Genomic DNA, 23490 nt, shown 5'->3' on the forward strand with positions numbered 1-23490 from the left:
GCAGCACCAGCGGCACCATGCGCGGATGATCACCGCGCCCGTATCGACACTCGCCAACGTAGCAGAGCGCCTGCGCGATGACGAGATTCACGTGTGGCGGCTGGACTACCGGCGCTCGGGCGGGCGCGCCCCGCTGTGCACGCTGCTGGCCGCCTATCTTGGCACCACGGCGGAGCGGGTGCTGCTGCGCGAAGGCGAACATGGCCGCCCCGCGCTCGCCGCCGGGCTGGATTCCTCGCTCGACTTCAACTGGTCGCACAGTGGCGACCATGCCCTGGTCGCGGTGGCCCGGCACGTCGCACCGGGGATCGACCTCGAATGCCTGCGCCCGCGCCAGCACGCCGTGGAGCTCGCCCGGCGCTTCTTCAGCGCCGAGGAGGCGGCAGTACTGGCGGCGCTGCCGCAGGCCGAGCGCAGCGTCGCCTTCCTCGAACTGTGGACCGCCAAGGAAGCGGTGCTGAAGGCGCTGGGCCGCGGCCTCGCGTACGGCCTGCATCGGCTCAGCATCACCAGTGTGGGGGGGCAGCTGCAACTGCGGCGGCTGCAGGGCGACGACGCCGACGCCTGGCAACTGCAGCGGCTGGCGCTCGACCATGGCCTGGTCGGCGCGCTGGCCTGGCGCGGCGGCGAGCGGCGGATCCGCCTCGGCACGCTTGCCAGCGGCGACTGATCGGCGCACTGTTTCCGGCTCATCGACCGGCCCGTGCGCCCCCATTGATCGCCACCGCCGAGGATCGTCCTTCCGCCATGACCCTGCTCAGCGTCAACCTCAACAAGATCGCCGTGCTGCGCAATTCGCGCGGCGGCCGCGAACCGGACATCTGCCGGGCTGCGCAGACCTGCATCGAGAGCGGCTGCGGCGGCATCACCGTGCATCCGCGGCCGGACCTGCGCCACGTGCGCCCCGACGACGTACGCGCGCTGGCCGCGATGCTGCGCGGACGAGTGGAATACAACATCGAGGGCAATCCGTTCGCCGCCGCCCGCGGCGCCTATCCGGGGCTGGTCGCGCTGGCCCGCGAGGTGCGCCCCACCCAGGTCACTCTGGTACCCGACGGCGACGGCCAGATCACCTCCGACCACGGCTTCGACCTGCGCCGCGACCTCGCGCAGCTGCGTCCGCTGGTTGGCGAGCTGCGCGAGCTGGGTTGTCGGGTCAGCCTGTTCGTCGACGCCGGCAGCCAGGATTTCGAGCTCGCCGCGGCGATCGGCGCACAGCGCATCGAGATCTACACCGGCCCCTATGCCGAGGCGTTTACCGAAGGGCAGCCCGCGGCGGCTCTGGCCGTGTGCGCCGAAACCGCGCGCCGCGCCCAGCAGGCCGGGCTGGCGGTGAACGCCGGGCACGACCTCAGCCAAGCCAATCTGGGCACGTTCAAGGCGGCGATCCCCGGCCTGGCCGAAGTTTCCATCGGCCATGCGCTGATCGGTGAGGCGCTGTACGAGGGGCTGGCCACCACCGTGCGCAACTACCTGCAAATCCTGCGCTGAGGGGTTGTGATTTTTTCAACCTCTCAGGCCGGCCACGGCGAGGGCAGGGATGCCCGAGTTGAGGCAACGCAGGAGCGGTTGCCCGAGGGCCAGGCATGAAACAGTCACTGGCGTGACTGTTTCATGTGAGCGAGTCCGGGCGTGTACCGGACTCGCGACTGAAGAAAACCACAGGATGTGGTTTTCTTCACAAGCGTTGAGCCGGCACGGCGACGCCCTGCCCCCAAAAGAAAACCCCCGCGCAAGGCGGGGGTTTTCGTTGGTACGTTGCCGTGGCGACGACCGATCAGAAGTTCTCGGTGAAACCGATCTTGACCAGCTTGTAACTCTTCGCCGCCGCCAACACCCGCGCCACGTGCTCGTAGGCCACCGCGTCGGCCGCAGCGATCTGGATCTCCGGCTGGTTGTTCAACGACTGCTGGCTGATCACCGCGAGCTGCGCCTTCAAGCCCAGCTCGTCCACCGGAATATCGTTCCAGTACAGCGCACCGGCCTGGTCGATCTTCAGGTGGACCGGTTCCGCCGGATTGGTCGGCGGCGGCTGATTCGGATTCGGCTGCGGCAGATCGACCTGGATCCGATGCGCCAGCACCGGTGCCGTGATCATGAAGATGATCAGCAGCACCAGCATCACGTCGACCAGCGGCGTGACGTTGATCTCCGACATCGGTCCACTGGTGTTGGTAGAGAAGGACATCTGGTTACTCCTTCGGCGCGTCGGTAGTCATGAAAGCAACATGCACCATGCCCGAATCCTTGGCGTCGCCGATGACCTTCTTCACGATCTTGAACTCGGTGTTCTTGTCCGCGCGGATTTGCAGCTCCGGCTGCGGCGACCTTTGCGCGCTCACCGCAAACTGTGCCCGCAGCTCGGCTTCGGTGACCAGGTGGTCATTGAAGTACGTGCTGCCATCCTGCTTGACCGCCAGATCCAGTGGCGGCACCGACATTTCCGAATCCGGTGTCTTCGGGTTGGCCGTAGGCAGATCGATCGTGATGGAGTGCGACATCAGCGGAGCCGTGATCATGAAGATGATCAGCAGAACCAGCATCACGTCGACCAGCGGCGTGACGTTGATTTCCGACATCGGACCGCCGGAATTGCCACCTAGGCTGACAGCCATGGGTCAATCCCTCACTTCTGGCTTTCGACGCGCGAACCGGTGGCGAAGAAGTCGTGCAGATCGTGCGCGAATTCGTCGAAGCGGGCGTAGACCACGCGGTTCGAACGGCTGAAGAAGTTGTACGCGAACAGCGCCGGGATCGCGACGAACAGACCGAAGGCGGTCATGATCAGCGCCTCGCCGACCGGGCCAGCCACCGCGTTCATCGAGGCGTTGCCGGAAGCGGCGATGCGGATCAGCGCGTGGTAAATGCCCCACACAGTACCGAGCAGACCGACGAACGGCGCGGCAGAACCGACCGTGGCGAGCAGGGTCATGCCGCCTTCCAGACGCATGCTCTCGCGGGCCACCGCCTGGCGCAGGGCACGGTCGATGAACTCCGAACGGCTCAGCGACTCGGCCAGACGACCGGTGGTGCCGGCAGCCGCCGTGGCCTGCTGGTGGTGGGCGACCGCCGAAGCGGCGTCGAGCGCGATCTTGGAGAACGGCTCGGTGCGCGGCTGCGCTTCGAGTTCACGGATCGCGTCCTGGGTGGAGCCGTTGCCCCAGAACCCGTTGATGACCTTTTCGGCGCGGGCCTTCACCGTGGCGTTGCGGATGCCGTTGGCGATGATGAAGTACCACGACAGGAACGACATCGCGACCAGGGTCACGAAGACGACCCAGCCGAGCCAGTCGAAGTTCTGGATCAGGTTGTCGAAGCCCATCTGTTTCATGGCTTCGGCGTTGGTATTGCCACCCATGGCCTGTGCGGCACCGGTCGTATCAGGAGTCTGTAGGAACATAACGCTACCCTAGGGAAGTCAAGCGTGAACTGTAACCGTAAACCGGGCGAACCCGGTTACAGCTGGTTGAGATTGAAGTTGACCGGAACGCGTGCGTACCCTTCAACTTTTTGTCCATTTCGAATCGTTGGATTGAAGCGCCAACGACGTGCGGCATCCATGGCAGCACGATCGAGTTCGTGATAACCGCTGGAGCGGTCGATCTTTATGTCCTTCGGCGAGCCATCCACGCCCACCAGGATCATCAGCACCACCGTACCCTCATGCCGCTGACGGATGGCCTGCGGCGGATACTTCGGCTGGAGCCGGCTGTTGTAGCTGAGATCCGAGCTGGCCGTGATATCCGTTGGCGGTGCCGGCGGCGCTGGCGGCGCTGGCGGCGCTGCCTGGGTCGCATTCGCCGAAACCTCTTCCACCGCTGGCGGTGGTGTCGGCGGCGGCGGTGTCGGTGGCACCTTGACCTGCTGGATGATCTTCGGCGGCGGCTGCTTCGGCGGTTCCGGCGGCGGCGGCGGCGGCGGTGGTGGCGGCGGCGGCGGCTCGATGAAGTTCACCTGGACGATGCGTTCCTTTTCCTTGTGGTTCTGATTCGGCGGCGCCATCGGCGCCACGATCAACAGGAAGGCAAACGCATGCAGCCCGATGGCAACTGCCAGTGCCCAGGTGCGTTTCCAACTAAACGGCTCGCGCCCGATTTCTTCGTTACTTGAGGCCATCTGTCACTAGTCTGGAGCTGATCGATCAGAAGAGAACGTTGCCGCAGGGCTTGACTCCGAAATCGTCAGATGCGTTGACGAATCCGGAAGGAACTTGCCACTGGGGAGACGCGGGGGAAAGGTTGAAACGGTACAACAGCACATGGCATTTGTATAGCGCCGCGGGGATGAAGCATATGGACGTCCATTCCATCCCGTGGCCTGCCACGTGCTTCAACCGGTCATTCGGCGCCGGTCTTTTTCAGCCAGTCCCTTGCCTTCGCCGCCGTCTCCGGATCCTTGGCAGCGTTTTTCATCGCGGCGATCGCCGCCGGCTTGTTCTTCAAGCCGCGTTCGGACTCGGCCAGCAGCATGTACGCCGTGCCCTTGTGCTTCACGCCCTTGTCGATGGCCTGCTGGACCAGGCCCTTGGCCTGGCTGTACTTGTTCTCGCTCAGCAGCAGGCGTCCGGCGGCCAATGCGGCCTCGCCATCGCTGGCCAGCGGAATGGCCTTGTTGTAGTAGCTGATCGCCTTGTCGGCGTTGTTGCCGATCTCGGCGGCTTGGCCGAGCAACACGTAGGTTCCCGCGTCGGGCTTGACGATGCCCTTGCCGATACCGTCCTCAAGCACCTGCTGGGCCTTGAGCGCGTTCGGCGTCGGATCCGAGCTTTCCTGGCCAGCGATCAGGTACAGCTTGGCCAGGTTCACGTACTGGGTGTCCTTGGTGAGCGTGCCGGCGGCGCGGGCCTTCTCCAGCATCTGGATCGCCTCGGGATACTTGTGCGCCTGCATCAGTACGGCGACCGCGTTGTTGAGCGCGTTCGGATCGCTCGGATTCGAATTGAGCTGGCTGGTGGCCAGCTGCGCTGCCTTGTCGTCCTGGCCGGATTCGGAGTAGCTGGCCATCAGGATCTGGTCCCAGGTCGGCTGCGGCTTGTCGGTCAGCGACTTGGCCTTGGTGATCGCGGCGATCGCCTCGGGATATTTGTTGAGTCGGTAGTAGGCGTTGCCTTCGAGCGCGTACGAATCGGCGGTTTCCTTCTTGCCTTCGGCGCGCCACTTGGCGACCGTGTCCAGCGCGGGCTGGTACTGCTCGTCGGCCAACTGGAACTGCGCCAGCATGTACATCAGCTGGAAGTAGGTATCGTTCGGCATCACGCCGAGCGCCAGCGAGCGCTGCAGCGTGCTGATGGCGCCCTTGATGTCGCCGTCGTTGTAGTGGAGGCTGGCCATGCCCTGCAGGGCGAGCGCCTGGGCATACTTGCTCTTGCTGCCGTCGATGATCGGCTGCAGCAGCTGCTCAGCCTTGGCCTTGTCGCCTTCGTTGACGGCGTCCAGGCCGTCGTTGAGGCTCTTCTGGTCCTTCGCGCTGCTCAGGTCGAGCTTCGGCTCGGTGCGCGTCGCATTCGGATACAGCGCTTCCTTCTTGGGTGTGGCGTCGTCGCTCTTGCGCGCCAGGGCCGGGCTGCTGGCCACGCCCAGCAGCAGCGCAACGCCGGCCAGCATGGTTAACCCTCGGGCATGCTTCATGGTGATCCTCGTGATGTCTGGGCGCGTCGTAATGACGCGGGGGATTGCGAAGCCTAACTCGACCCGGCACGCGATAACAAGTTGCAGTGCCGCATCAAAGATCGTTAAAAATCAATTAGTTGGCTTGTTCCGTCCGATGGGATGCCAAATTTGCACGGCGCCGCGAGCACTCGGCACCGGCTGCCGCGGCGCCCACCGGCCCCGGGCGGCGGGCGCGGCGGGAAGCTTCGCGTCGGCGGGGAGGCCGTCAAATGTCCAGGTTGGCGACCTTCAGCGCGTTCGCCTCGATGAAATCGCGACGCGGTTCGACCGCCTCGCCCATCAGCATCGAGAACATCTGGTCGGCGGCGATGGCATCCTCGATGCCGACCTGCAGCATGCGCCGGGTGTCCGGATTCACCGTGGTATCCCACAGCTGCTCCGGGTTCATTTCGCCCAGGCCCTTGAAGCGCTGGATGCTGCGACCCTTCTTCGCCTCGTCCAGCAGCCAGTTGCGCGCATCGAGGAAGCTGAGCACGCCGCGCGAGGCATTGCCGCGACGCACGACAGCGTCGGGCTGGATCATGCCGGCGATCTGCTGACTGATCGCCAGGATCGGGCGAAGCTCGGCACTGGCGAAGAACGGCTGCGGCAGCAACCAGGTATGGCTGAGTCCGTGCTGCTCCTTCACCACCTCGATCGCGGCCGGCTGCCCGCCAGCGGCCGGGCGCAGCGTGAGGCGGTAGTGCGGCTTGCCCAGGCCGCTGGCCGCCAGCCGCTGCGCGGCGCCATCCAGCCAGGCTTGCATGGCCACCGGATCGGACCACAGCGCGGGTGTGATCGGCTGGTGCTCGAGCAACACGTTCAGCACGGCGGCATCGAAACGATGCGCCAGCCGGGCAATCTGGTCCAGCGCGAGCTGGTAGCCGCGCAGCAGCTTCTCCAGCGCCTCGCCGGTGATCGGCGGCGCATCCGGGGCGTAGGTCAGCGCAGCGTTGTCCACCGCGCTGGAGATCAGGAAGTCGTTCAGCGCGGCATCGTCCTTGATGTACAACTCCTGCTTGCCCTGCTTCACCTTGTACAGCGGCGGCAGGCCGATGTAGATGTGGCCGCGCTCGATCAGCTCGGGCATCTGGCGGTAGAAGAAGGTCAGCAGCAGGGTGCGGATGTGCGAGCCGTCGACGTCCGCGTCGGTCATCAGGATGATGCGGTGGTAGCGCAGCTTGTCGGGGTTGTACTCGTCCTTGCCAATGCCGGTGCCCAGCGCGGTGATCAGCGTGCCGACCTCGGCCGAGGCCAGCATGCGGTCGAAGCGCGCCTTCTCCACGTTCAGGATCTTGCCTTTCAGCGGCAGCACGGCCTGGGTCCTGCGGTTGCGGCCCTGCTTGGCCGAGCCGCCGGCGGAATCACCCTCGACCAGGAACAGCTCGCACAGCGCCGGGTCCTTTTCCTGGCAGTCGGCCAGCTTGCCGGGCAGGCCGGCGATGTCCAGCGCGCCCTTGCGGCGGGTCATCTCGCGCGCCTTGCGGGCGGCTTCGCGGGCACGAGCGGCGTCGACCACCTTCGAGGCGATCGCCTTGGCCTCGTTCGGGTGTTCCAGCAGGAACTCGCCGAGCTTCTCGTTGATGACCTGCTCCACCACGGTCTTCACCTCGGACGAGACCAGCTTGTCCTTGGTCTGCGAGGAGAACTTCGGATCAGGCACCTTCACCGACAGTACCGCGATCATGCCTTCGCGCATGTCGTCGCCGGACAGCGCGACCTTGGCGTTCTTGGCCAGGCCTTCCTTCTCGATGTAGTTCTGCAGCGAGCGGGTCAGCGCGGCGCGGAAACCGGTGAGATGGGTGCCGCCATCGCGCTGCGGGATGTTGTTGGTGAAGCAGAACATGATCTCGTTGTACGAGTCGGTCCACTGCATCGCCACTTCCACCACGATGCCGTCCTGTTCGGCGGAGAGGCTGATCACGTTCGGGTGCAGCGCGGTCTTCATCTGCGCCAGGTGCTGCACGAACGAGCGGATGCCGCCCTCGTAGGCGAACGTGTCCGCCCGCCCTTCCCCGCGCTCGTCCTTCAGCTCGATGGTGACGCCGGAGTTGAGGAAAGCCAGCTCGCGCAGACGTTTGGCCAGAATCTCGTAGTGGAAGTCGATGTTGCTGGTGAAGGTGGCCGGGCTGGGCAGGAAGCGCACCGTGGTACCGCGCTTGTTCGACGGCCCAACCTCCTTCAGCGGGTACAGTGGCTCGCCGAGCGCGTATTCCTGCTGGTACTCATGACCGTCACGATAAATGGTCAGCCACAGGTGATCGCTCAGCGCGTTCACCACGGAAACGCCCACCCCGTGCAGGCCACCGGACACCTTGTACGAATTGGCGTCGAACTTGCCGCCGGCATGCAGCACCGTCATCACCACCTCGGCGGTGGAGCGATGCTCCTCCGGGTGCATGTCGACCGGGATACCGCGGCCGTTGTCGCTGACGCTGACCGAGCCGTCGTCGAGAATGGTGACCGCCACCTTGTCGCAGTAGCCGGCCAGCGCCTCGTCGATCGAGTTGTCGACCACTTCGAACACCATGTGGTGCAGGCCGGTGCCGTCATCGGTGTCGCCGATGTACATGCCCGGGCGCTTGCGCACCGCTTCCAGGCCCTTCAGCACCTTGATGTTGCTGGAGTCGTAGTGCGATTCGTTGCTGGGTTCGTTCATGCGTTGACCGTTTCCTGGCGCCAGCGACCCGCCCGACTCGGCGCCGTGAATGGCCGGACAGGGTTATGCAATCCGCGGGAGATGCAACCTTCCAATTATAGCAGGCGCGTCAGCTCGCCTTGTTCCACGTGGAACACTCGGGCGGGCAACCCTTGCAGTGCGGCTGGCAATTCGGTGCCGGTAAGCAGCACCTGGGCGTCCGCCGCCAGCAGCTGGGTCACCACCGCGGCTTGGTGGGCCAGGTCCAGTTCCGAGGCAAGGTCGTCGAGGCAGACGATCGGCCATTCACCACACTGCTCCGCATACAGTTTGGCCTGCGCCAGCAGGCAAGCCAGCGCGGTAAGCTTCTCCTGACCGCGGGACAGATGTTCACGCAATGGGGCCTGTTCGAACATGATCGACCAGTCCGCCCGATGCGCGCCGAGGGTGGTATGCCCGCGGGCAAGATCCCGACCCCGCTGCTCGCGCAACTGCCGGGCCAGGTCCAGCTCGTCCGACCAGCCCCGGCGATAGCGCAGCTCGAAAGCGCCCAGCTCCGGCAGCAAGCCGGCGAAGCCGTCAAGCAGCTTCGGGCGCAACCGATCCAGATAGCTACGCCGTTGCCGATCGATCTGCTCGGCGGCTTGGGCCAGCTCCGCCTCCCACGGTGCAAACAGCTCGTCGGCTGGCGGGGCGGGGGCACGCAACAGGCTGTTGCGCTGTTTCAGCGCACGCTGGTAGCGGCGCCAGGTGGACAAAAAGGTATGTTCCACGTGGAACACTCCCCAATCCAGATACCGCCGGCGCTCTTCCGCCGCACCGGCGATCAAGCCGTGCGAACCTGATTCAAAACAGACCACCGCGCATTCACCGACCAGCTGCCCCAACGCCACGCCGGTACCGTCCAGCTTTGCCTCCCAGCGCACGCCATCCCGTCCCAGGCCGAGCCGGCACACCCGCTCATCGGCATGGCGCAACTCGGCAAAGATCGACAGCTGCGTGGTACCCCGTTGCAGCAGCGCTTCCTTCGCGCCGCTGCGAAAGGAGCGCGCATGCGAAAGCAGGAACGCTGCCTCCAGCACGCTGGTCTTGCCGGCGCCGTTGGCACCGACGAAGACGTTGACACCCGGATCCAGCGCCACGCCGACCTCAGTAAGGCAGCGCAGGCCGCGCACGCGAAGCTGCTCCAGCCTCATGCGGGTTGTGTCCACAAACAGCAACGCCGGAGTTCCTGGTGGGAGCCCCGGCGTTGCCTGTTCTTGCCGCGTGTGGCGAGCGCCATGCGCTGGCCGTCAGAGCCGCAACGGCATGATCACGTGGCGAGCCTGCTCGCTGTCATGTTCCTGCACCAGGCAGCTCGACTGCGCATCGCGCAGGCTGAGCCGCGCCCGCTCACCGCGCAGCGCGGCCAGTGCATCGAGCAGGTAGCCCACGTTGAAGCCCACCGCGAGGTCGGACACATGGGTGTCGGCCTCGACCTCCTCCACCGCCTCTTCCTGCTCCGGGTTGTGCGCCACGATGCGCAGCTTGCCCGGCGACAGCTCCAACCGCACGCCGCGGTACTTCTCGTTGGAGAGGATCGCGGCGCGCTGCAGCGCGCCCCGCAGCACCTCGCGGTCGATCGTGGCGGTCTTGTCCGCGCCCAACGGGATCACCGCCTCGTAGTCGGGGAAGCGGCCGTCGATCAGCTTGGAGGTGAACACCACGTCGCCGCGGCGCACGCGCAGATGGTTGCGGCCGAACTCCAGCTCGACCTGGCCGTCACCGGTTTCCAGCAGACCTACCAGTTCGTTGACGCCCTTGCGCGGGATGATGATCTGTCGGCGCGTGCTCACCGAATTCTGCAGGCCGGTTTCCTTCATCGCCAGCCGGTGGCCATCGGTGGCCACGCAGCGCAGGGTGTGCTCCTGCAGATCGAGCAGCATGCCATTCAGGTAGTAACGCACGTCCTGGTTCGCCATGGCGAAGGCCGTGCGTTCCATAAGGTCGCGCAAGGCTTCTTCCGGCAGGCTGACCTTTTCCACCAGTTCGATCTCGTCGACGGTGGGAAACTCGCTGGCCGGCAGGGTCGTCAGCGTGAAGCGGCTGCGCCCGGCGTTCAGCGCCACGCGATCGCCGCTGAGCTTGAGGTCGATCCGCGCACCGTCGGGCAGGGCGCGCACGATGTCGAACAGCTTGCGGGCGGGGATGGTGACCTCGCCATCGACCAGTTTCTCCGCCGCGCTGGTGGCTACCATCTCCACTTCCAGGTCGGTTCCGGTCAGCGACAGTTTGCCGGAGCCAACCTTGACCAGCAGGTTGGCCAGCACCGGCAGCGTCTGGCGGCGTTCAACCACACCAACCACCTGCTGCAGAGGCTTGAGCAGAGCTTCTCGTTGGATGCTGAATTGCATGACTGTGCTTCCCCTATGCCTGCTGTTCTGTCTTTAAAAGAAGTTAGTGGTTGCTGTTGGTGCGGTGGGTAACTTTCATAACCGAATTTCATCCGGTAAATCAACAGCCTGGGTAGATTTGTGGGTGTGTTTGAACGGGCTGTCTTACGGTGGGTGATTTGTGGATAACTTCCGCACTCGATTCGTCCACCCATTATCCACAGCTTGAGCCCCCGCTTATCCATAATCTTTGCCGATCGTCGCTCAACCGGTCAGCGTGCGGATCAGCTGCTCCCAGTCCTGGCGCATGCGCGCGTCGGTCTCGATGAATTTGCGGATCGTCTTGCAGGCATGCATCACCGTGGTGTGGTCGCGCCCGCCGAACGCCTCTCCGATCTCCGGCAGGCTGTGTTCGGTCAGTTCCTTGGACAGCGTCATGGCGATCTGCCGCGGCCGCGCCAGCGAGCGCACGCGCCGCTTGGACAGCAGGTCCTGCAGGCGCACGTTGAAGTACTCGGCGGTGATCTTCTGGATGTTGGCGATGGTGACTGCCTGCGCATGCGTGGCCAGCAGGTCGCGCAGGGTCTCCTCGGCGAAGTCGGTGGTGATCGGCTTGCCGTAGAAGTTGGCCCGCGCCGCCAGCGTGTTCAGCGCGCCCTCGAGATCGCGCACGTTGGAGCGGATGCGCTTGGCCAGCAGCATCGCCACGTGCTCGTCCACCGCCACGCCCTTGTCGTGCGCCTTGGCCAGCAGGATCGCCGCGCGCGTCTCGAAATCCGGCGGCTCGATCGCCACCGACAGGCCCCAGCCCAGGCGCGACTTCAGCCGCGGCTCCAGCTTGTCCACTTCCTTGGGGTAGCGGTCGCAGGTGAGGATGATCTGCTGCTTGGACTCGAACAGCGCGTTGAAGGTGTGGAAGAACTCCTCCTGCGTGGTGTCCTTGCCGGCGAAGAACTGGATGTCGTCGATCAAGAGCGCATCCACCGAGCGGAAGCGCAGCTTGAACTGGTCCATGCTCTTGGCGCGCAGCGCCTCGATCATCGAGCCGACGAACTGCTCCGAACGCAGGTACAGCACCTTGCAGTCCGGGTTGCGCTCGCGCATCAGGTTGCCGGCGGCGTGCATCAGGTGGGTCTTGCCCAGGCCGGTGCCGCCGTACAGCAGCAGCGGGTTGTAGGCGCGGCCGGGGTTGGTCGCCACCTGCATGGCGGCCGCCTTGCCGAGCTGGTTGGACTTGCCCTCGACGAAGGTCTCGAAGGTGTAGTGCGGGTCCAGGTTGTGGTTGAACGCGGGAGCCGCCGGGACCGGGGTAACCCGAGGTGCCGGCGCCGCCTTGGCCGACACGGCCGGCCGCACCGTGCTGGAGCCGACCTCCAGCCGCACCGGGCACGGCCTGCCGGCAAGCTGCAGCAGCATCGCCTCGATCTGTCCCAGGTAGCGCCCGCGCACAGTGTCCAGGGTGTAGGAGTTGGGCGCAAACAGCTGCAGGCCGTTGGCATCTTCGCGCGCCTGCAGCGGCATCAGCCAGGTATGCAGGTCTTCGGCGCTCAGCTCGCCTTCGAGGCGCTCAAGGCAGCGCCGCCACAGATCACTCATGGACAAATCAACCACAGCTTCGAAGCGCTTGCGCGCGGGGTGATGGGCTAGTCTAGCAGCCTCCCCCGCACCCTCGGCCGCCACATATCCACACCGGTATCCACAGCGTGCCGACTACGGCCATTTGACAGCAGCAACGGCTAGCCCACATACTTTCCAACCTTTTTATCCACATTCCCTTCGGAGCAACCCATGAAGCGGACCTTCCAGCCCAGCAAGCTCAAGCGCGCTCGCACGCACGGTTTCCGTGCCCGTATGGCCACCGCCGACGGCCGCAAAGTCCTCAGCGCCCGTCGCGCCAAGGGCCGCAAGCGCCTGATCCCGTAATCGGCGCGAGCGTCATGGCCAACGCCGAGCTGCCGCGCGAAGCGCGGTTACGTCGGCCGGGTGACTTTGCCGCCTTGCGAAGCAGCAGCGGACGCGCAGGCGGCCGCTGTTTTCATATGCGCTATCGTGACAACGGCCTCGACCATGCCCGGCTCGGCCTGGCAATTTCCAAGCGCGTCTCCAAGCGCGCGGTCGAACGCAACCGGATCAAACGCCTGCTGCGCGAGTCGTTCCGGCGCGTGCGCCACCGGCTGCCGGCGGTCGACATGATGGTGATGGCGCGCGAACAGGCTGCCGGCGTACCCGGGCCGCAGCTGCTGGCCGAACTCGACGGCCTGTGGAAAAAACTGCAGGCCGGCCATGCCGCAACGTCCGGGCCATTGAAGCCCGCCGGCGACACCCGCACAATCGAGCGTTGACCTTTTCCCTTCCTGTCTCCGCGGCGTGGACACGTGTCGTGGCGTTACCCGGATCTGCTACGCGATGAATCAAACGCGCACCTTCCTTATGTTCGCCCTGCTGGCCGTGGCCTATTTCCTGTTCCTGGCCTGGGAGAAGGATTACGGCCCCAAGGCGCCGCCACCGGAGGTTGCCAGCACCGCCGCCGCTTCGTCGGCCGATGCCAGCGTGCCGGGTGCGATCCCCACCGTCACCCAGTCCACTCCCTCCCCGGCCGCCATGGCGGATGGCGGCCAGAGCGCTGCCGCGCCGGCGCAGTTGATCACCGTCACCACCGACGTGTTGAAGCTGAGCGTGGACCCCCGCGGCGGCAGCCTGGTGCACGCCGACCTGCTGGCCTACCCGCAGGCGCCGCGCACGCACAAGGCACCGAACCCGCCGCCGACCGTGCTGCTGTCCAGCGACGAGGCGCATTACTCCGTGGCCCAGAACGGCCTGGTCAGCAGCAGCGACAGCGCGCCGGCCGATCAGCCGAACCACCTGGCGCTGTTCCACGCCGAGCAGACCGCCTACGCGCTGGCCGACGGCCAGGATGAGCTGAAGGTCGATCTCACCTGGCAGGACGCCGCCGGCCTCAAGGTCACCAAGACCTATACCTTCAGGCGTGGCAGCTACGTGATTGGCGTGAGCCAGCGCATCGACAACGGCAGCGCCACCGCCTGGCATGGCAACGCCTACCAGCAGCTGCTGCGGGTCGAGCCGCCGAAAGCCGGCAACTGGCTGGCCAACTACACCAACCCGGAAATCCGCAGCTTCCAGGGCGCCGCCTGGTATACCGGCGAGAAGTTCGAGAAGCTGACGTTCAAGGACTTCGCCGAACCGAAGGACCAGCTCAACGCCTCGATCAAGGGCGGTTGGGCGGCGATGCTGAAGCTGTACTTCGTCACCGCCTGGATTCCGCCGGCCGGCCAGACCGAGCAGTACGTCACCCAGACCATCAACCCGGACAGCGCGCATCCGCGCTACCTGATCCGTACCGTCGGCCCCGCACTCAGCGTGGCGCCGGGACAGAGCCTGACCAGCCAGTCGCGCCTGTACGTCGGCCCGAACAAGCAGGGCACCATGGACGCGGTGGCGCCGGGGCTGGACCTCACCATCGACTATGGCATGTTCAAGATCATCGCCGTGCCGATGCACTGGGTGCTGTCGCAGTTCCACGCCATCACCAAGAACTGGGGCGTGGCGATCATCCTGCTGGTGTTGCTGATCAAGGGCCTGAGCTGGAAGCTCACCGCCATCCAGTACCGCTCCAGCGCCCGCATGCGCAAGCTGCAGCCGCGCGTGCAGGCGCTCAAGGAGCGCTACGGCGACGACAAGCAGAAGATGCAGATGGCGATGATGGAGCTGTACAAGAAGGAGAAGGTCAACCCGATGGGCGGCTGCCTGCCGGTGCTGATCACCTTGCCCGTGTTCTACGGCCTGTTCTTCGTGCTCGAGTACAGCCTGGAACTGCGTCACGCGCCGTTCCTGTGGATCCCCGACCTCAGCGCGCCCGATCCGTTCTACATCCTGCCGATCATCTACGCGCTGGTGATGCTGGGCACGCAGTGGCTGAACCCGGTCGCCGCGGGCATGGACCCGACCCAGGCGAAGATGATGAAGGTGATGCCGCTGCTGTTCACCGTGATGTTCGCCTTCTTCCCTGCCGGCCTGTGCCTGTACTACGCGGTCAACGGCATCGTCGGCCTCGGCCAGCAGTGGTGGATCACCCACCACGTCGACCGCGAGGACACGGCGGCGCCGAAGGCCGCCTGATGGACGACTCTGGCGATCGTCCCTGATCGTCAAGGTCAAACGGGCGGCCATCGGTGGCTGCACCTCCGATAAAAGCGGCCGCGCCGGGCAACCGCGCGGCCGTCTTCGTTTACGCCAGGAACCCGCCTGCGCTCCTATAGTCTTTCAGATCCCGAGAAACTCCGCCGCGCCCTGCGCCAGCAGATCGGCCGCCACCTGCCGGCCCAGCGCGAGCGCCTGGTCACTGGGGCCGCTGGCCTCCGCGCGCAGCAGCCGGCCGCCGGCGGCGTCGCCAACCAGGCCGCGCAGGTGCAGGCCGTGTTCGCCCAGCATGCACCACGCGCCGACCGGCACCGTGCAGCTGCCGCCCAGCGCCTGGTTCATCGCGCGCTCGGCGCTCACCGTGAGCCGGGTGTCGGCGTCGTCCAGCGCGACCAGCAGCGCCAGCACGCCGGGCTGGTCGGCGCGCGCCTCGATCGCGATCGCCGCCTGGCCCGGCGCCGGCAGCCAGTCCGGGGCGGCCAGCCGCGAGCGGATGCGCACGGCCAGGTCGAGGCGTTCCAGCCCCGCGCAGGCCAGCACGATCGCGTCGTAGGCGCCGGCATCGAGCTTGGCCAGCCGCGTGCCCACGTTGCCGCGCAGGTCGAGCAGCACCAGATCCGACCGCAACGCGCGCAACTGCGCCTGCCGGCGCAGCGACGAAGTACCCACGCGCGCACCGTGCGGCAGCGCGGCGAGGTCGGCGTAATGGTTGCTGACGAACGCGTCGGCGGCATCCGCGCGCGGCAGCATCGCCGGCAGCGCGAAACCCGGCTCCAGCTGCGCCGGCACGTCCTTCAGCGAATGCACGGCGAGGTGGGCGCGGCCTTCCAGCATCGCCACCTCCAGCTCCTTCAGGAACAGCCCCTTGCCGCCGATGGTGGCCAGCGGCTGGTCGAGGATCTCGTCGCCGCGGGTGGACAAGGGCACCAGTTCCACCGCCAGCCCGGGATGCGTGGCGCGCAGCCGCGACGCGACGTGCTCGGCCTGCCACAGCGCGAGTGCGCTCTTGCGGGTGGCGATGCGCAGGGTGGAAGGGTTCATTGGGGCTCCGCGGCGTTCGACGGGCCCTCATTGTCGCGTAGTTTGCGCAAGGCGGCGTAACGGCAGATTGGCGCAGGACGGCGGCAAAGCCGCTACGATGAGGGCAAACCACAGGAGCAGATCATGCAAAGCGGCAATCCGGCGCTCAACAAGAACACCTTCCTCGACGCGGCCAGCGGCGCTGTCGTCACGCGCGACGACCAGGCGATGACGATCAACGGCACGGTCAACAAGACCGGCCTGCTGCTGCTCCTGGTGCTGGTCGGCGCGATGGTCAGCTGGAGCCGGTTTGCCGGTCCGGACAGCCTGCCGGCGATGATGCCGCTGGTGCTCGGTGGCGCCATCGGTGGCCTGGTGCTGGGGCTGGTCACCGTGTTCAAGAAGACCTGGGCGCCGTTCACCGCGCCGCTGTACGCGGTGGCGGAAGGGCTGTTCATCGGCGCGCTGTCGGCGATCTTCGAGATGCGCTACCCCGGCATCGTGATGCAGGCGGTGGGGCTGACCTTCGGCACCATGGCCGCGCTGCTGCTGGCCTATCGCAGCGGGCTGATCCGCGCCACCGAGAAGTTCAAGCTGGGCATCGCCGCGGCCACCGGCGGCATCCTGCTGCTGTACCTGGCCAACTTCGCAATGGGCTTCTTCGGCCACTCGATCGGCTTCATCAACGGCAGCAGCGGCGTCGGCATCGCGTTCAGCGCGGTGGTGGTGGTGATCGCCGCGCTGAACCTGATCCTCGACTTCGACCTGATCGAGACCGGCGCCCAGCAGGGCGCGCCGAAGTACATGGAGTGGTATGGCGCGTTCGCGCTGGTGGTCACCCTGGTCTGGTTGTACCTGGAGCTGCTGCGCCTGCTGTCGAAGCTGCAGTCGCGCAACTGAGGGTGTCAGCGCGCCAGCAGTGCCCTGGCGCGCTTCAACACGTTGTCCACGGTGAAGCCGAACTCGCGCAGCAGCACCTCGGCCGGGGCGGAGGCGCCGAAGTGGTCGATGCCGAGCATGTCGCCGCGCGCACCGACGTAGCGGTCCCAGCCTTGCGGGGAGCCCAGTTCCACCGCCAGTCTCGCTGAAACATCCGGCGGCAGCACGCTGTCGCGATAGGCCTGCGGCTGCGCGTCGAAGAGTTCCCAGCTCGGCATCGACACGCAGCGCACAGCGATGCCGTCGGCCTGCAGTTTTTCGGCGGCTGCGATGATCAGGCCGATCTCGGAGCCGCTGGCGATGAGGATCAGCGCGGGCTTGCCGTCCGGCGCGTCGCGGAGCACGTACGCGCCGCGGCGCAGGCCGTCGGCGCTGGCGTAGCGGCTGCGGTCCAGCGTGGGCACGTTCTGCCGGGTCAGCGCCAGCAACACCGGCCGCCGCTTCGTTTCCAGCGCCACCTTCCACGCCACCGCGGTCTCGTTGGCGTCGGCCGGGCGGATCACGGTGAGGTTGGGGATCGCACGCAGGCTGGCCAGCTGTTCCACCGGCTGGTGGGTGGGGCCGTCCTCGCCCAGCGCCACGCTGTCGTGGGTGAATACGTGCACTACGTGCGCACCCATCAGCGCCGCCAGGCGGATCGCCGGGCGCATGTAATCGGAGAAGATCAGGAAGGTCGCCCCGTAGGGGATGAAGCCGCCGTGCACGGCCAGCCCGTTGGTGATCGCGCCCATCGCGTGCTCGCGCACGCCGAAGTGCAGGTTGCGCCCGGCGGGGCTCCAGCCGCCGCCGTCGGATCCCTGGCCGTCCTCGCCCCGCAGCAGCGGCGGATTGAAGTCGCCCAGATCCTTCAGCGCGGTGTGGGTGGACGGATCGAGATCGGCCGAGCCGCCACACAGCGCGGGCAGCTTCGGCGCGATCGCGTTCATCACCTTGCCGCCGGCGACGCGGGTGGCGAGGCCCTTGGTGTCAGCGGGGAACACCGGGATGTCCGCATCCCAACCGACCGGCAGCGCGCCATCCAGGCGGCCCAGCAGTTCGCGCGCCAGTTCCGGAAAGGCCTGGGTATAGACGTCCATACGGCTGTTCCAGGCGCGTTCGGCCTCCGCGCCGCGGTCCAGCGCTTCGCGCAGGTGCTTGAGCGCCGGTGCCGGCAGCAGGAAGTCCGGTTCGACCGGCCAGCCCAGTTTCTCCTTCGTTCTCCTGACGTCCTCGACGCCCAGCGGCGAGCCGTGCGCCTTGAACGTATCCTGCTCGGGCGAGCCGTAGCCGAGGTGCGTGTGCACCAGGATCAGCGAGGGCCGGGTGGTGTCGGCGCGGGCGTCGTCGAGTGCGGCGTCGATCGCCGCCAGGTCGTTGCCGTCGGCCACGTGGATGACCTGCCAGCCGTAGGCCTCGAAGCGCTTGCCGCGATCCTCGGAGAAGGTGATGTCGGTACCGGCGGCGAGGGTGACGTAGTTGTCGTCATACAGGCACACCAGCTTGCCGAGCTGCAGGTGCCCGGCCAGCGAGGCGGCTTCGCTGGCCACACCTTCCATCAGGTCGCCATCGCTGACGATGGCCCAGGTGCGATGGTCGATCACCGTGTGGTCGTCGCGGTTGTAGCGCGCGGCCAGGTGCGCCTCGCCGATCGCCATGCCCACCGCGTTTGCCAGCCCCTGGCCGAGCGGGCCGGTGGTGATCTCCACGCCCGGCGTGTGGCCGTATTCGGGGTGCCCCGGCGTCTTGCTGCCCCACTGGCGGAACTGCTTCAAGTCGTCCAGCGTGAGGTCGTAGCCGGTGGCGAACAGCAGGCTGTACAGCAGCGCCGAGCCGTGGCCGGCAGAGAGCACGAAGCGGTCGCGGTCGGGCCAGTGCGGATTGGCGGGGTTGTGCTTCAGCTGATGCGTCCACAGCGCGTACGCCATCGGCGCGGCGCCCAGCGGCAGGCCGGGGTGGCCGCTGTTCGCGTGCTGCACCATGTCCACCGACAGGAAGCGCAGCAGGTCGATGCATGGCTGGTCGAGGTCGTGGGACATGGCGTTCTCCGGTGTGAGGGAATGGTGCGAGGAAACCGTCGTCATCCCCGCGCAAGCGGGGATCCAGTGTCTCTCTCCTTGCCGACGGCCTTGAAGTCGCTGGATGACCAGCTTCGCTGTTGATAAAGCGCCTCCCGCTTGCGCGGGAATGACGTCGTCCGGGAGGCCCAAGCCTGCATTCAGGCCAGCGCGGTGTCGACGATCTGCTGCGCTTCGGCAAGCAGGCTTTGCAGATGCTCTTGGCTCTTGAAGCTTTCGGCGTAGACCTTGTAGATCGCTTCGGTGCCGGACGGCCGCGCGGCGAACCAGCCGTTGGCGGTGATCGCCTTGATCCCGCCGATCGCTGCGCCGTTGCCGGGTGCCTTGTCCAGCACCTGCTCGATGGTCTCGCCGGCCAGCCGGTCGCTCTTCAGCTGGTCGGGCGCCAGTTTCGCCAGCTTCGCCTTCTGCGCCGGCGTGGCCGCGGCGTCGACGCGGCTGGCGAACGGCTTGCCGAGTTCGTTCGTCAGTCGGGCATATAGCTCGCCCGGGTCCTTGCCCTCGCGCGCGGTGATCTCGGCCGACAGCAGCGCCGGCACCAGGCCATCCTTGTCGGTGACCCAGGCCGTACCGTCGCGGCGCAGCAGCGAGGCGCCCGCGCTTTCCTCGCAGCCGAAGCCGAGCGAGCCGTCGAACAGGCCGGGTGCGAACCACTTGAAGCCGACCGGCACTTCATAGAGTTTGCGCTGCAGCCGCTTCGCCACGCGGTCGATCAGCGCGGTGCTGACCACGGTCTTGCCCACCGCCGCGTGCGCGCCCCACTGCGGGCGATGGCGGAACAGGTAGTCGATCAGCACTGACAGATAATGGTTCGGCTCCATCAGTCCGCTGCTGCGGGTGACGATGCCGTGGCGGTCGTGGTCGGTGTCGCAGGCGAACGCCACGTCGTAGCGGTCCTTCAGGCCGATCAGCCGCTGCATCGCGTACTTCGACGAGGGGTCCATGCGGATCTTGCCGTCCCAGTCCACGCTCATGAAGGCGAATTGCGGGTCGACCGTCTCGCTGACCACGGTGAGGTCGAGCTTGTAGCGCTCGGCGATCGGTGCCCAGTAGTGCACGCCGGCACCACCCAGCGGGTCCACGCCCATGTGCACGCCGGCGCCGCGGATGACGTCGAAGTCGACGATGTTCGCCAGGTCGGCGACGTAGGCATTGAGGTAATCGTGCTCGTGCGTGCCGGCCGCCTTGCGCGCCTGCGCGTACGGCATCCGCCGCACGTCCTTCAGGCCGCCTTCGAGCAGGGCGTTGGCGCGGTTCTCCACCCACTTGGTGATGTCGCTGTCGGCGGGGCCGCCGTTGGTGGGGTTGTACTTGAAGCCGCCGTTGTCCGGCGGGTTGTGCGAGGGCGTGATCACGATACCGTCGGCGAGACCCGAGCTGCGGCCGCGGTTGTGGACGAGGATCGCGTGTGACACCGCCGGCGTCGGCGTGTACTCGCCGCCGCTGGAGATCATCGCCTGCACACCGTTCGCGGCCAGCACCTCCAGCGCGTTCTCGAACGCAGGCTGCGACAGTGCGTGGGTGTCGGCGCCGATGAACAGCGGGCCGTCGATGCCCTTGCCCTGGCGGTATTCGCAGATCGCCTGGCTGATCGCCAGGATGTGCGCCTCGTTGAAGCTGCGCTCGAACGAGTTGCCGCGATGGCCGGAGGTGCCGAAGGCCACCCGCTGCGCCGGCACCGACGGGTCGGGTTTCAGATCCGCGTAGGCGGCCAGCAGTTGCGGCATGTCGACCAGGATCGACTGGGGTGCCGGCTTGCCGGCGAGGGGGCTGATCTTCTGGCTCATGGGCTCTCGAAAAATTTTCGGTAAGTGTGCAGATGCTTGTAGGAGCGCACCCTGTGCGCGATGCCTTTCGCCTGGGAACCCAAGAGCATCGCGCACAGGGTGCGCTCCTACAAGAAAACGCGTCAGGTGTGGCCGTCGCGCAGCGCGCGGTAGCGGCGTATCAGGTTGTTGGTGGAACTGTCGTGGGCGAGCGGCAGTTCGTCCGGCGCAGTCAGCTCGGCGATGGTGGTCTTGGCCAGCTGCTTGCCCAATTCCACACCCCACTGGTCGAACGAGTCGATGTCCCAGATCACGCCCTGCACGAACACGCTGTGTTCGTACAGCGCGATCAGGCTGCCGAGCACGCGTGGCGTCAGTCGCTGCGCGAGGATCGTCGTGCTGGGACGGTTGCCGGGGAACGTGCGGTGCGGGGCCAGGGCCGCATCGGTGCCGGCGGCACGCACTTCCTCCGCGGTCTTGCCGAACGCCAGCGCCTCGCCCTGGGCGATCAGGTTCGCCAGCAGCAGGTCGTGCTGGTCGCCGAGCGGGTTCAGGCTCTGGCCGAAGCCGATGAAGTCGCACGGCACGATCCGCGTGCCCTGGTGCAGCAGCTGGTAGAACGAGTGCTGGCCGTTGGTGCCCGGCTCGCCCCAGTAGATCGGCCCGGTGGCGTAGTCCACCGCGGCGCCGTCGCGGCTGACGCGCTTGCCGTTGCTCTCCATGGTCAGCTGCTGCAGGTAGGCCGGGAAGCGCTTCAGGTATTGCTCGTACGGCAGCACTGCGACGCTGGCGGCGTGGAGGAAGTTGTTGTTCCACACCGCCAGCAGGCCCATCAGCACCGGCAGGTTGCGCTCGAACGGCGTCTGCCGGAAATGCTCGTCCATCGCGTGGAAGCCGGCCAGCATCGCGCGGAAATGCTCCGGGCCGATCGCCAGCATGGTGGACAGGCCGATCGCCGAATCCATCGAATAGCGCCCGCCCACCCAGTCCCAGAAGCCGAACATGTTGGCGGTGTCGATGCCGAACTTTGCGACTTCGGCGGCATTGGTGGAGACGGCGACGAAATGCTTCGCCACCGCGCGCTCGTCGCCCAGTGCGGCCACGCTCCATGCGCGCGCGGCATATGCGTTGGCCAAGGTCTCCAGCGTGGTGAAGGTTTTCGAGCAGACGATGAACAGCGTCTCGGCGGCGTCCAGGCCGTGCACCGCCTCGGCGAAGTCGGTGCCGTCCACGTTGGAGACGAAGCGGAACGTCATGTCGCGACGGCTGTAGGCGCGCAGTGCTTCGTACGCCATCACCGGGCCGAGGTCCGAGCCGCCGATGCCGATGCTGACCACGTTGCGGATGCGCCTGCCGCCATGGCCCAGCCACGCGCCGCTGCGCACGCGGTCGGCAAACGCGGCCATGCGGTCGAGCACCGCGTGCACGTCCGCCACCACGTCGTGGCCGTCGACCAGGATCTGCTCGCCCGCCGTCGCGCGCAACGCCACGTGCAGCACCGCGCGGTGCTCGGTGGTGTTGATCCGTTCGCCGTTGAACATCGCCGCGATCCGCTGCGGCAGGCCGCAGGCTTCGGCCAGCTCACGCAGCAGGCGCAGCGCGTCGGCGTCCACGCGCTGCTTGGAGTAATCGAGGTACAGGCCGACGTCTTCCAGCACGAAGCGCTCGCCACGCTGCGGATCGGCGGCGAACCATTCGCGCAGGTGTCGCTGGCCGATCGCGTCGGCATGCCGTTGCAACGCCTGCCACGACGGCAGGCGGGTCAGTCGCGGTTCGCTCATGGCAGCTCGGATTCCTTGTCCAGTGCGCTGGCCTTGTCGGCGATCCGCTGCAGCAGCTGCTGCCACGATGTCACGAACGCCGCGGCGCCGTCCTGCTGCAGCTTCAGCGCCAACGCGTCGATGTCCACGCCGGCCCTGGCGATCTGCGCCAGCACCGCATCCGCGTCACCGCCGTCGTCGGACAGCACGCCGTGCAGCTGGCCGTGGTCGGCGAATGCGTGCAGGGTCTTCTCCGGCATCGTGTTGATGGTGTCCGGCGCGGCCAGCGCGCTGACGTACAGCGTGTCCGGCGCGGACGGGTCCTTGGTGCCGGTGCTGGCCCACAGCAGGCGCTGCGTCCGCGCGCCGGCGGCGGCGAGTTTCTGCCAGCGCTTGGAGGCCAGTAGTTCGCGGTAGGCGCGGTAGGTCTGCTGGGCCACCGCGATGCCCAGCTTGTTGTGCAACGCATCCGGCAACTGCTTGTTGGCGGCCACGTCCCAGCGGCTGACGAATAGCGAGGCGACCGAGCCCACGCGCGGGTCCAGCCCGGCGGCCAGGCGCCGCTCGATGCCGCGCAGGTAGGCTTCGGCCACCGCTTGGTATTGCGCGCAGGAAAACAGCAGGGTCACGTTGATCGGAATGCCGAGGAAGATCGCCTCCTCGATCGCCGGCACGCCTTCCGGGGTACCGGGAATCTTCACGAACAGGTTCTCGCGGTGGGCCAGGTGCTGGATGTGGCGCGCCGCGGCGATCGAGCCGGCGGTATCGGCGGCCAGCAGCGGCGAGACCTCCATCGAGACCCAGCCGTCCACCTGGCCGCTGGCGTCGAACACCGGGCGGAACAGGTCGGCGGCGCGGCGCAGGTCCTCCAGCGCCAGCTCGGTGAACAGCGTCTCGCCGGACAGCCCGGCCAGCGCCTTGGCGTGGATGCCGGGGTCGTAGGCGTCGCCGTTGCCGATCGCCGCGTCGAAGATGCTCGGGTTCGAGGTCAGCCCGGTGATCGAGTCCTCGGCGATATAGCGCGCCAGCGTGCCGTCATCGAGCAGGCTGCGGGTGATGTTGTCCAGCCACAGGCTCTGGCCGAGGTCGTGCAGTTGGCGGGTTGCTTTCATGCTTGCTCCGTGTTTCCGGTTCG

20 protein-coding genes are annotated in these 23490 nt (G+C 66.8%); 6 read left to right on the forward strand and 14 right to left on the reverse strand.

Annotation, left to right across the window (positions count from 1 at the left end):
* Window positions 1-25: 25 nt before the first annotated feature.
* Both AC3WTD_RS14225 and AC3WTD_RS14230 read left to right on the forward strand, forming a co-directional pair.
* Window positions 26-670, forward strand: a complete 645-nt coding sequence (locus AC3WTD_RS14225; protein ID WP_027491675.1) for a 4'-phosphopantetheinyl transferase family protein — start codon at window positions 26-28, stop codon at window positions 668-670.
* Between the two features lie 77 nt (window positions 671-747).
* Window positions 748-1491 carry a pyridoxine 5'-phosphate synthase gene (locus AC3WTD_RS14230; protein ID WP_027491674.1) on the forward strand — a complete coding sequence of 248 codons (744 nt, stop codon included), beginning with the start codon at window positions 748-750 and terminating at the stop codon, window positions 1489-1491.
* Between the two features lie 286 nt (window positions 1492-1777).
* Here the strand turns inward: AC3WTD_RS14230 and AC3WTD_RS14235 are convergent, their stop codons facing one another.
* From AC3WTD_RS14235 to dnaA, 9 genes are all read right to left on the reverse strand, one after another.
* Complete coding sequence (locus AC3WTD_RS14235) at window positions 1778-2188, reverse strand: ExbD/TolR family protein (RefSeq protein WP_027491621.1); 411 nt, start codon at window positions 2186-2188, stop codon at window positions 1778-1780.
* A gap of 4 nt (window positions 2189-2192) precedes the next feature.
* A complete protein-coding gene (locus AC3WTD_RS14240; protein WP_027491620.1) occupies window positions 2193-2615 on the reverse strand; it encodes an ExbD/TolR family protein in 423 nt (140 codons plus the stop codon).
* A gap of 11 nt (window positions 2616-2626) precedes the next feature.
* Window positions 2627-3400 carry a MotA/TolQ/ExbB proton channel family protein gene (locus AC3WTD_RS14245; RefSeq protein ID WP_492614168.1) on the reverse strand — a complete coding sequence of 258 codons (774 nt, stop codon included), beginning with the start codon at window positions 3398-3400 and terminating at the stop codon, window positions 2627-2629.
* 56 nt (window positions 3401-3456) lie between these two features.
* Window positions 3457-4116, reverse strand: coding sequence for an energy transducer TonB (locus tag AC3WTD_RS14250; RefSeq protein ID WP_027491618.1), 660 nt, complete (start codon window positions 4114-4116; stop codon window positions 3457-3459).
* Between the two features lie 221 nt (window positions 4117-4337).
* Window positions 4338-5603 (reverse strand): tetratricopeptide repeat protein, encoded by a 1266-nt coding sequence (locus AC3WTD_RS14255; protein WP_027491617.1) that lies wholly within the window; start codon window positions 5601-5603, stop codon window positions 4338-4340.
* A 271-nt stretch (window positions 5604-5874) separates the two neighbouring features.
* Entirely contained in the window at window positions 5875-8307 is a 2433-nt protein-coding gene (gene gyrB / locus AC3WTD_RS14260) for a DNA topoisomerase (ATP-hydrolyzing) subunit B (protein WP_235642425.1), read from the reverse strand.
* 95 nt (window positions 8308-8402) lie between these two features.
* Entirely contained in the window at window positions 8403-9482 is a 1080-nt protein-coding gene (gene recF / locus AC3WTD_RS14265; protein ID WP_492614169.1) for a DNA replication/repair protein RecF, read from the reverse strand.
* Between the two features lie 96 nt (window positions 9483-9578).
* Window positions 9579-10679, reverse strand: a complete 1101-nt coding sequence (gene dnaN, locus AC3WTD_RS14270) for a DNA polymerase III subunit beta (RefSeq protein ID WP_492614170.1) — start codon at window positions 10677-10679, stop codon at window positions 9579-9581.
* A gap of 243 nt (window positions 10680-10922) precedes the next feature.
* Window positions 10923-12254 carry a chromosomal replication initiator protein DnaA gene (gene dnaA, locus AC3WTD_RS14275; RefSeq protein ID WP_492614171.1) on the reverse strand — a complete coding sequence of 444 codons (1332 nt, stop codon included), beginning with the start codon at window positions 12252-12254 and terminating at the stop codon, window positions 10923-10925.
* 192 nt (window positions 12255-12446) lie between these two features.
* Between dnaA and rpmH the strand changes: the two genes are divergently transcribed.
* The 3 genes from rpmH to yidC all read left to right on the forward strand — a co-directional run bounded on the left by rpmH (window position 12447) and on the right by yidC (window position 14795).
* Complete coding sequence (gene rpmH, locus AC3WTD_RS14280) at window positions 12447-12581, forward strand: 50S ribosomal protein L34 (RefSeq protein ID WP_008438884.1); 135 nt, start codon at window positions 12447-12449, stop codon at window positions 12579-12581.
* A 14-nt stretch (window positions 12582-12595) separates the two neighbouring features.
* Window positions 12596-13000, forward strand: a complete 405-nt coding sequence (gene rnpA, locus AC3WTD_RS14285; RefSeq protein ID WP_027491612.1) for a ribonuclease P protein component — start codon at window positions 12596-12598, stop codon at window positions 12998-13000.
* Window positions 13001-13064: 64 nt separating this feature from the next.
* Entirely contained in the window at window positions 13065-14795 is a 1731-nt protein-coding gene (gene yidC / locus AC3WTD_RS14290; RefSeq protein WP_492614172.1) for a membrane protein insertase YidC, read from the forward strand.
* A gap of 144 nt (window positions 14796-14939) precedes the next feature.
* Here the strand turns inward: yidC and hemC are convergent, their stop codons facing one another.
* Window positions 14940-15857, reverse strand: a complete 918-nt coding sequence (hemC, locus tag AC3WTD_RS14295; RefSeq protein WP_492614173.1) for a hydroxymethylbilane synthase — start codon at window positions 15855-15857, stop codon at window positions 14940-14942.
* Window positions 15858-15980: 123 nt separating this feature from the next.
* Here hemC and AC3WTD_RS14300 point away from each other — a divergent pair, with 123 nt between their 5' ends.
* Window positions 15981-16736 carry a Bax inhibitor-1/YccA family protein gene (locus AC3WTD_RS14300; protein WP_027491609.1) on the forward strand — a complete coding sequence of 252 codons (756 nt, stop codon included), beginning with the start codon at window positions 15981-15983 and terminating at the stop codon, window positions 16734-16736.
* Window positions 16737-16741: 5 nt separating this feature from the next.
* Here the strand turns inward: AC3WTD_RS14300 and tkt are convergent, their stop codons facing one another.
* From tkt to tal, 4 genes are all read right to left on the reverse strand, one after another.
* On the reverse strand, window positions 16742-18790 hold the full coding sequence (gene tkt, locus AC3WTD_RS14305; RefSeq protein ID WP_492614174.1) for a transketolase: 2049 nt from the start codon (window positions 18788-18790) through the stop codon (window positions 16742-16744).
* 179 nt (window positions 18791-18969) lie between these two features.
* On the reverse strand, window positions 18970-20616 hold the full coding sequence (gene pgm / locus AC3WTD_RS14310; RefSeq protein WP_492614175.1) for a phosphoglucomutase (alpha-D-glucose-1,6-bisphosphate-dependent): 1647 nt from the start codon (window positions 20614-20616) through the stop codon (window positions 18970-18972).
* A 122-nt stretch (window positions 20617-20738) separates the two neighbouring features.
* Window positions 20739-22376, reverse strand: coding sequence for a glucose-6-phosphate isomerase (pgi, locus tag AC3WTD_RS14315; RefSeq protein WP_492614176.1), 1638 nt, complete (start codon window positions 22374-22376; stop codon window positions 20739-20741).
* Window positions 22373-23467, reverse strand: a complete 1095-nt coding sequence (gene tal, locus AC3WTD_RS14320) for a transaldolase (protein WP_492614177.1) — start codon at window positions 23465-23467, stop codon at window positions 22373-22375. Before tal ends, pgi begins: the two co-directional genes overlap by 4 nt.
* Between the last annotated feature and the right edge of the window lie 23 nt (window positions 23468-23490).

It is taken from the genome of Rhodanobacter sp. FW106-PBR-R2A-1-15 (assembly GCF_058789735.1).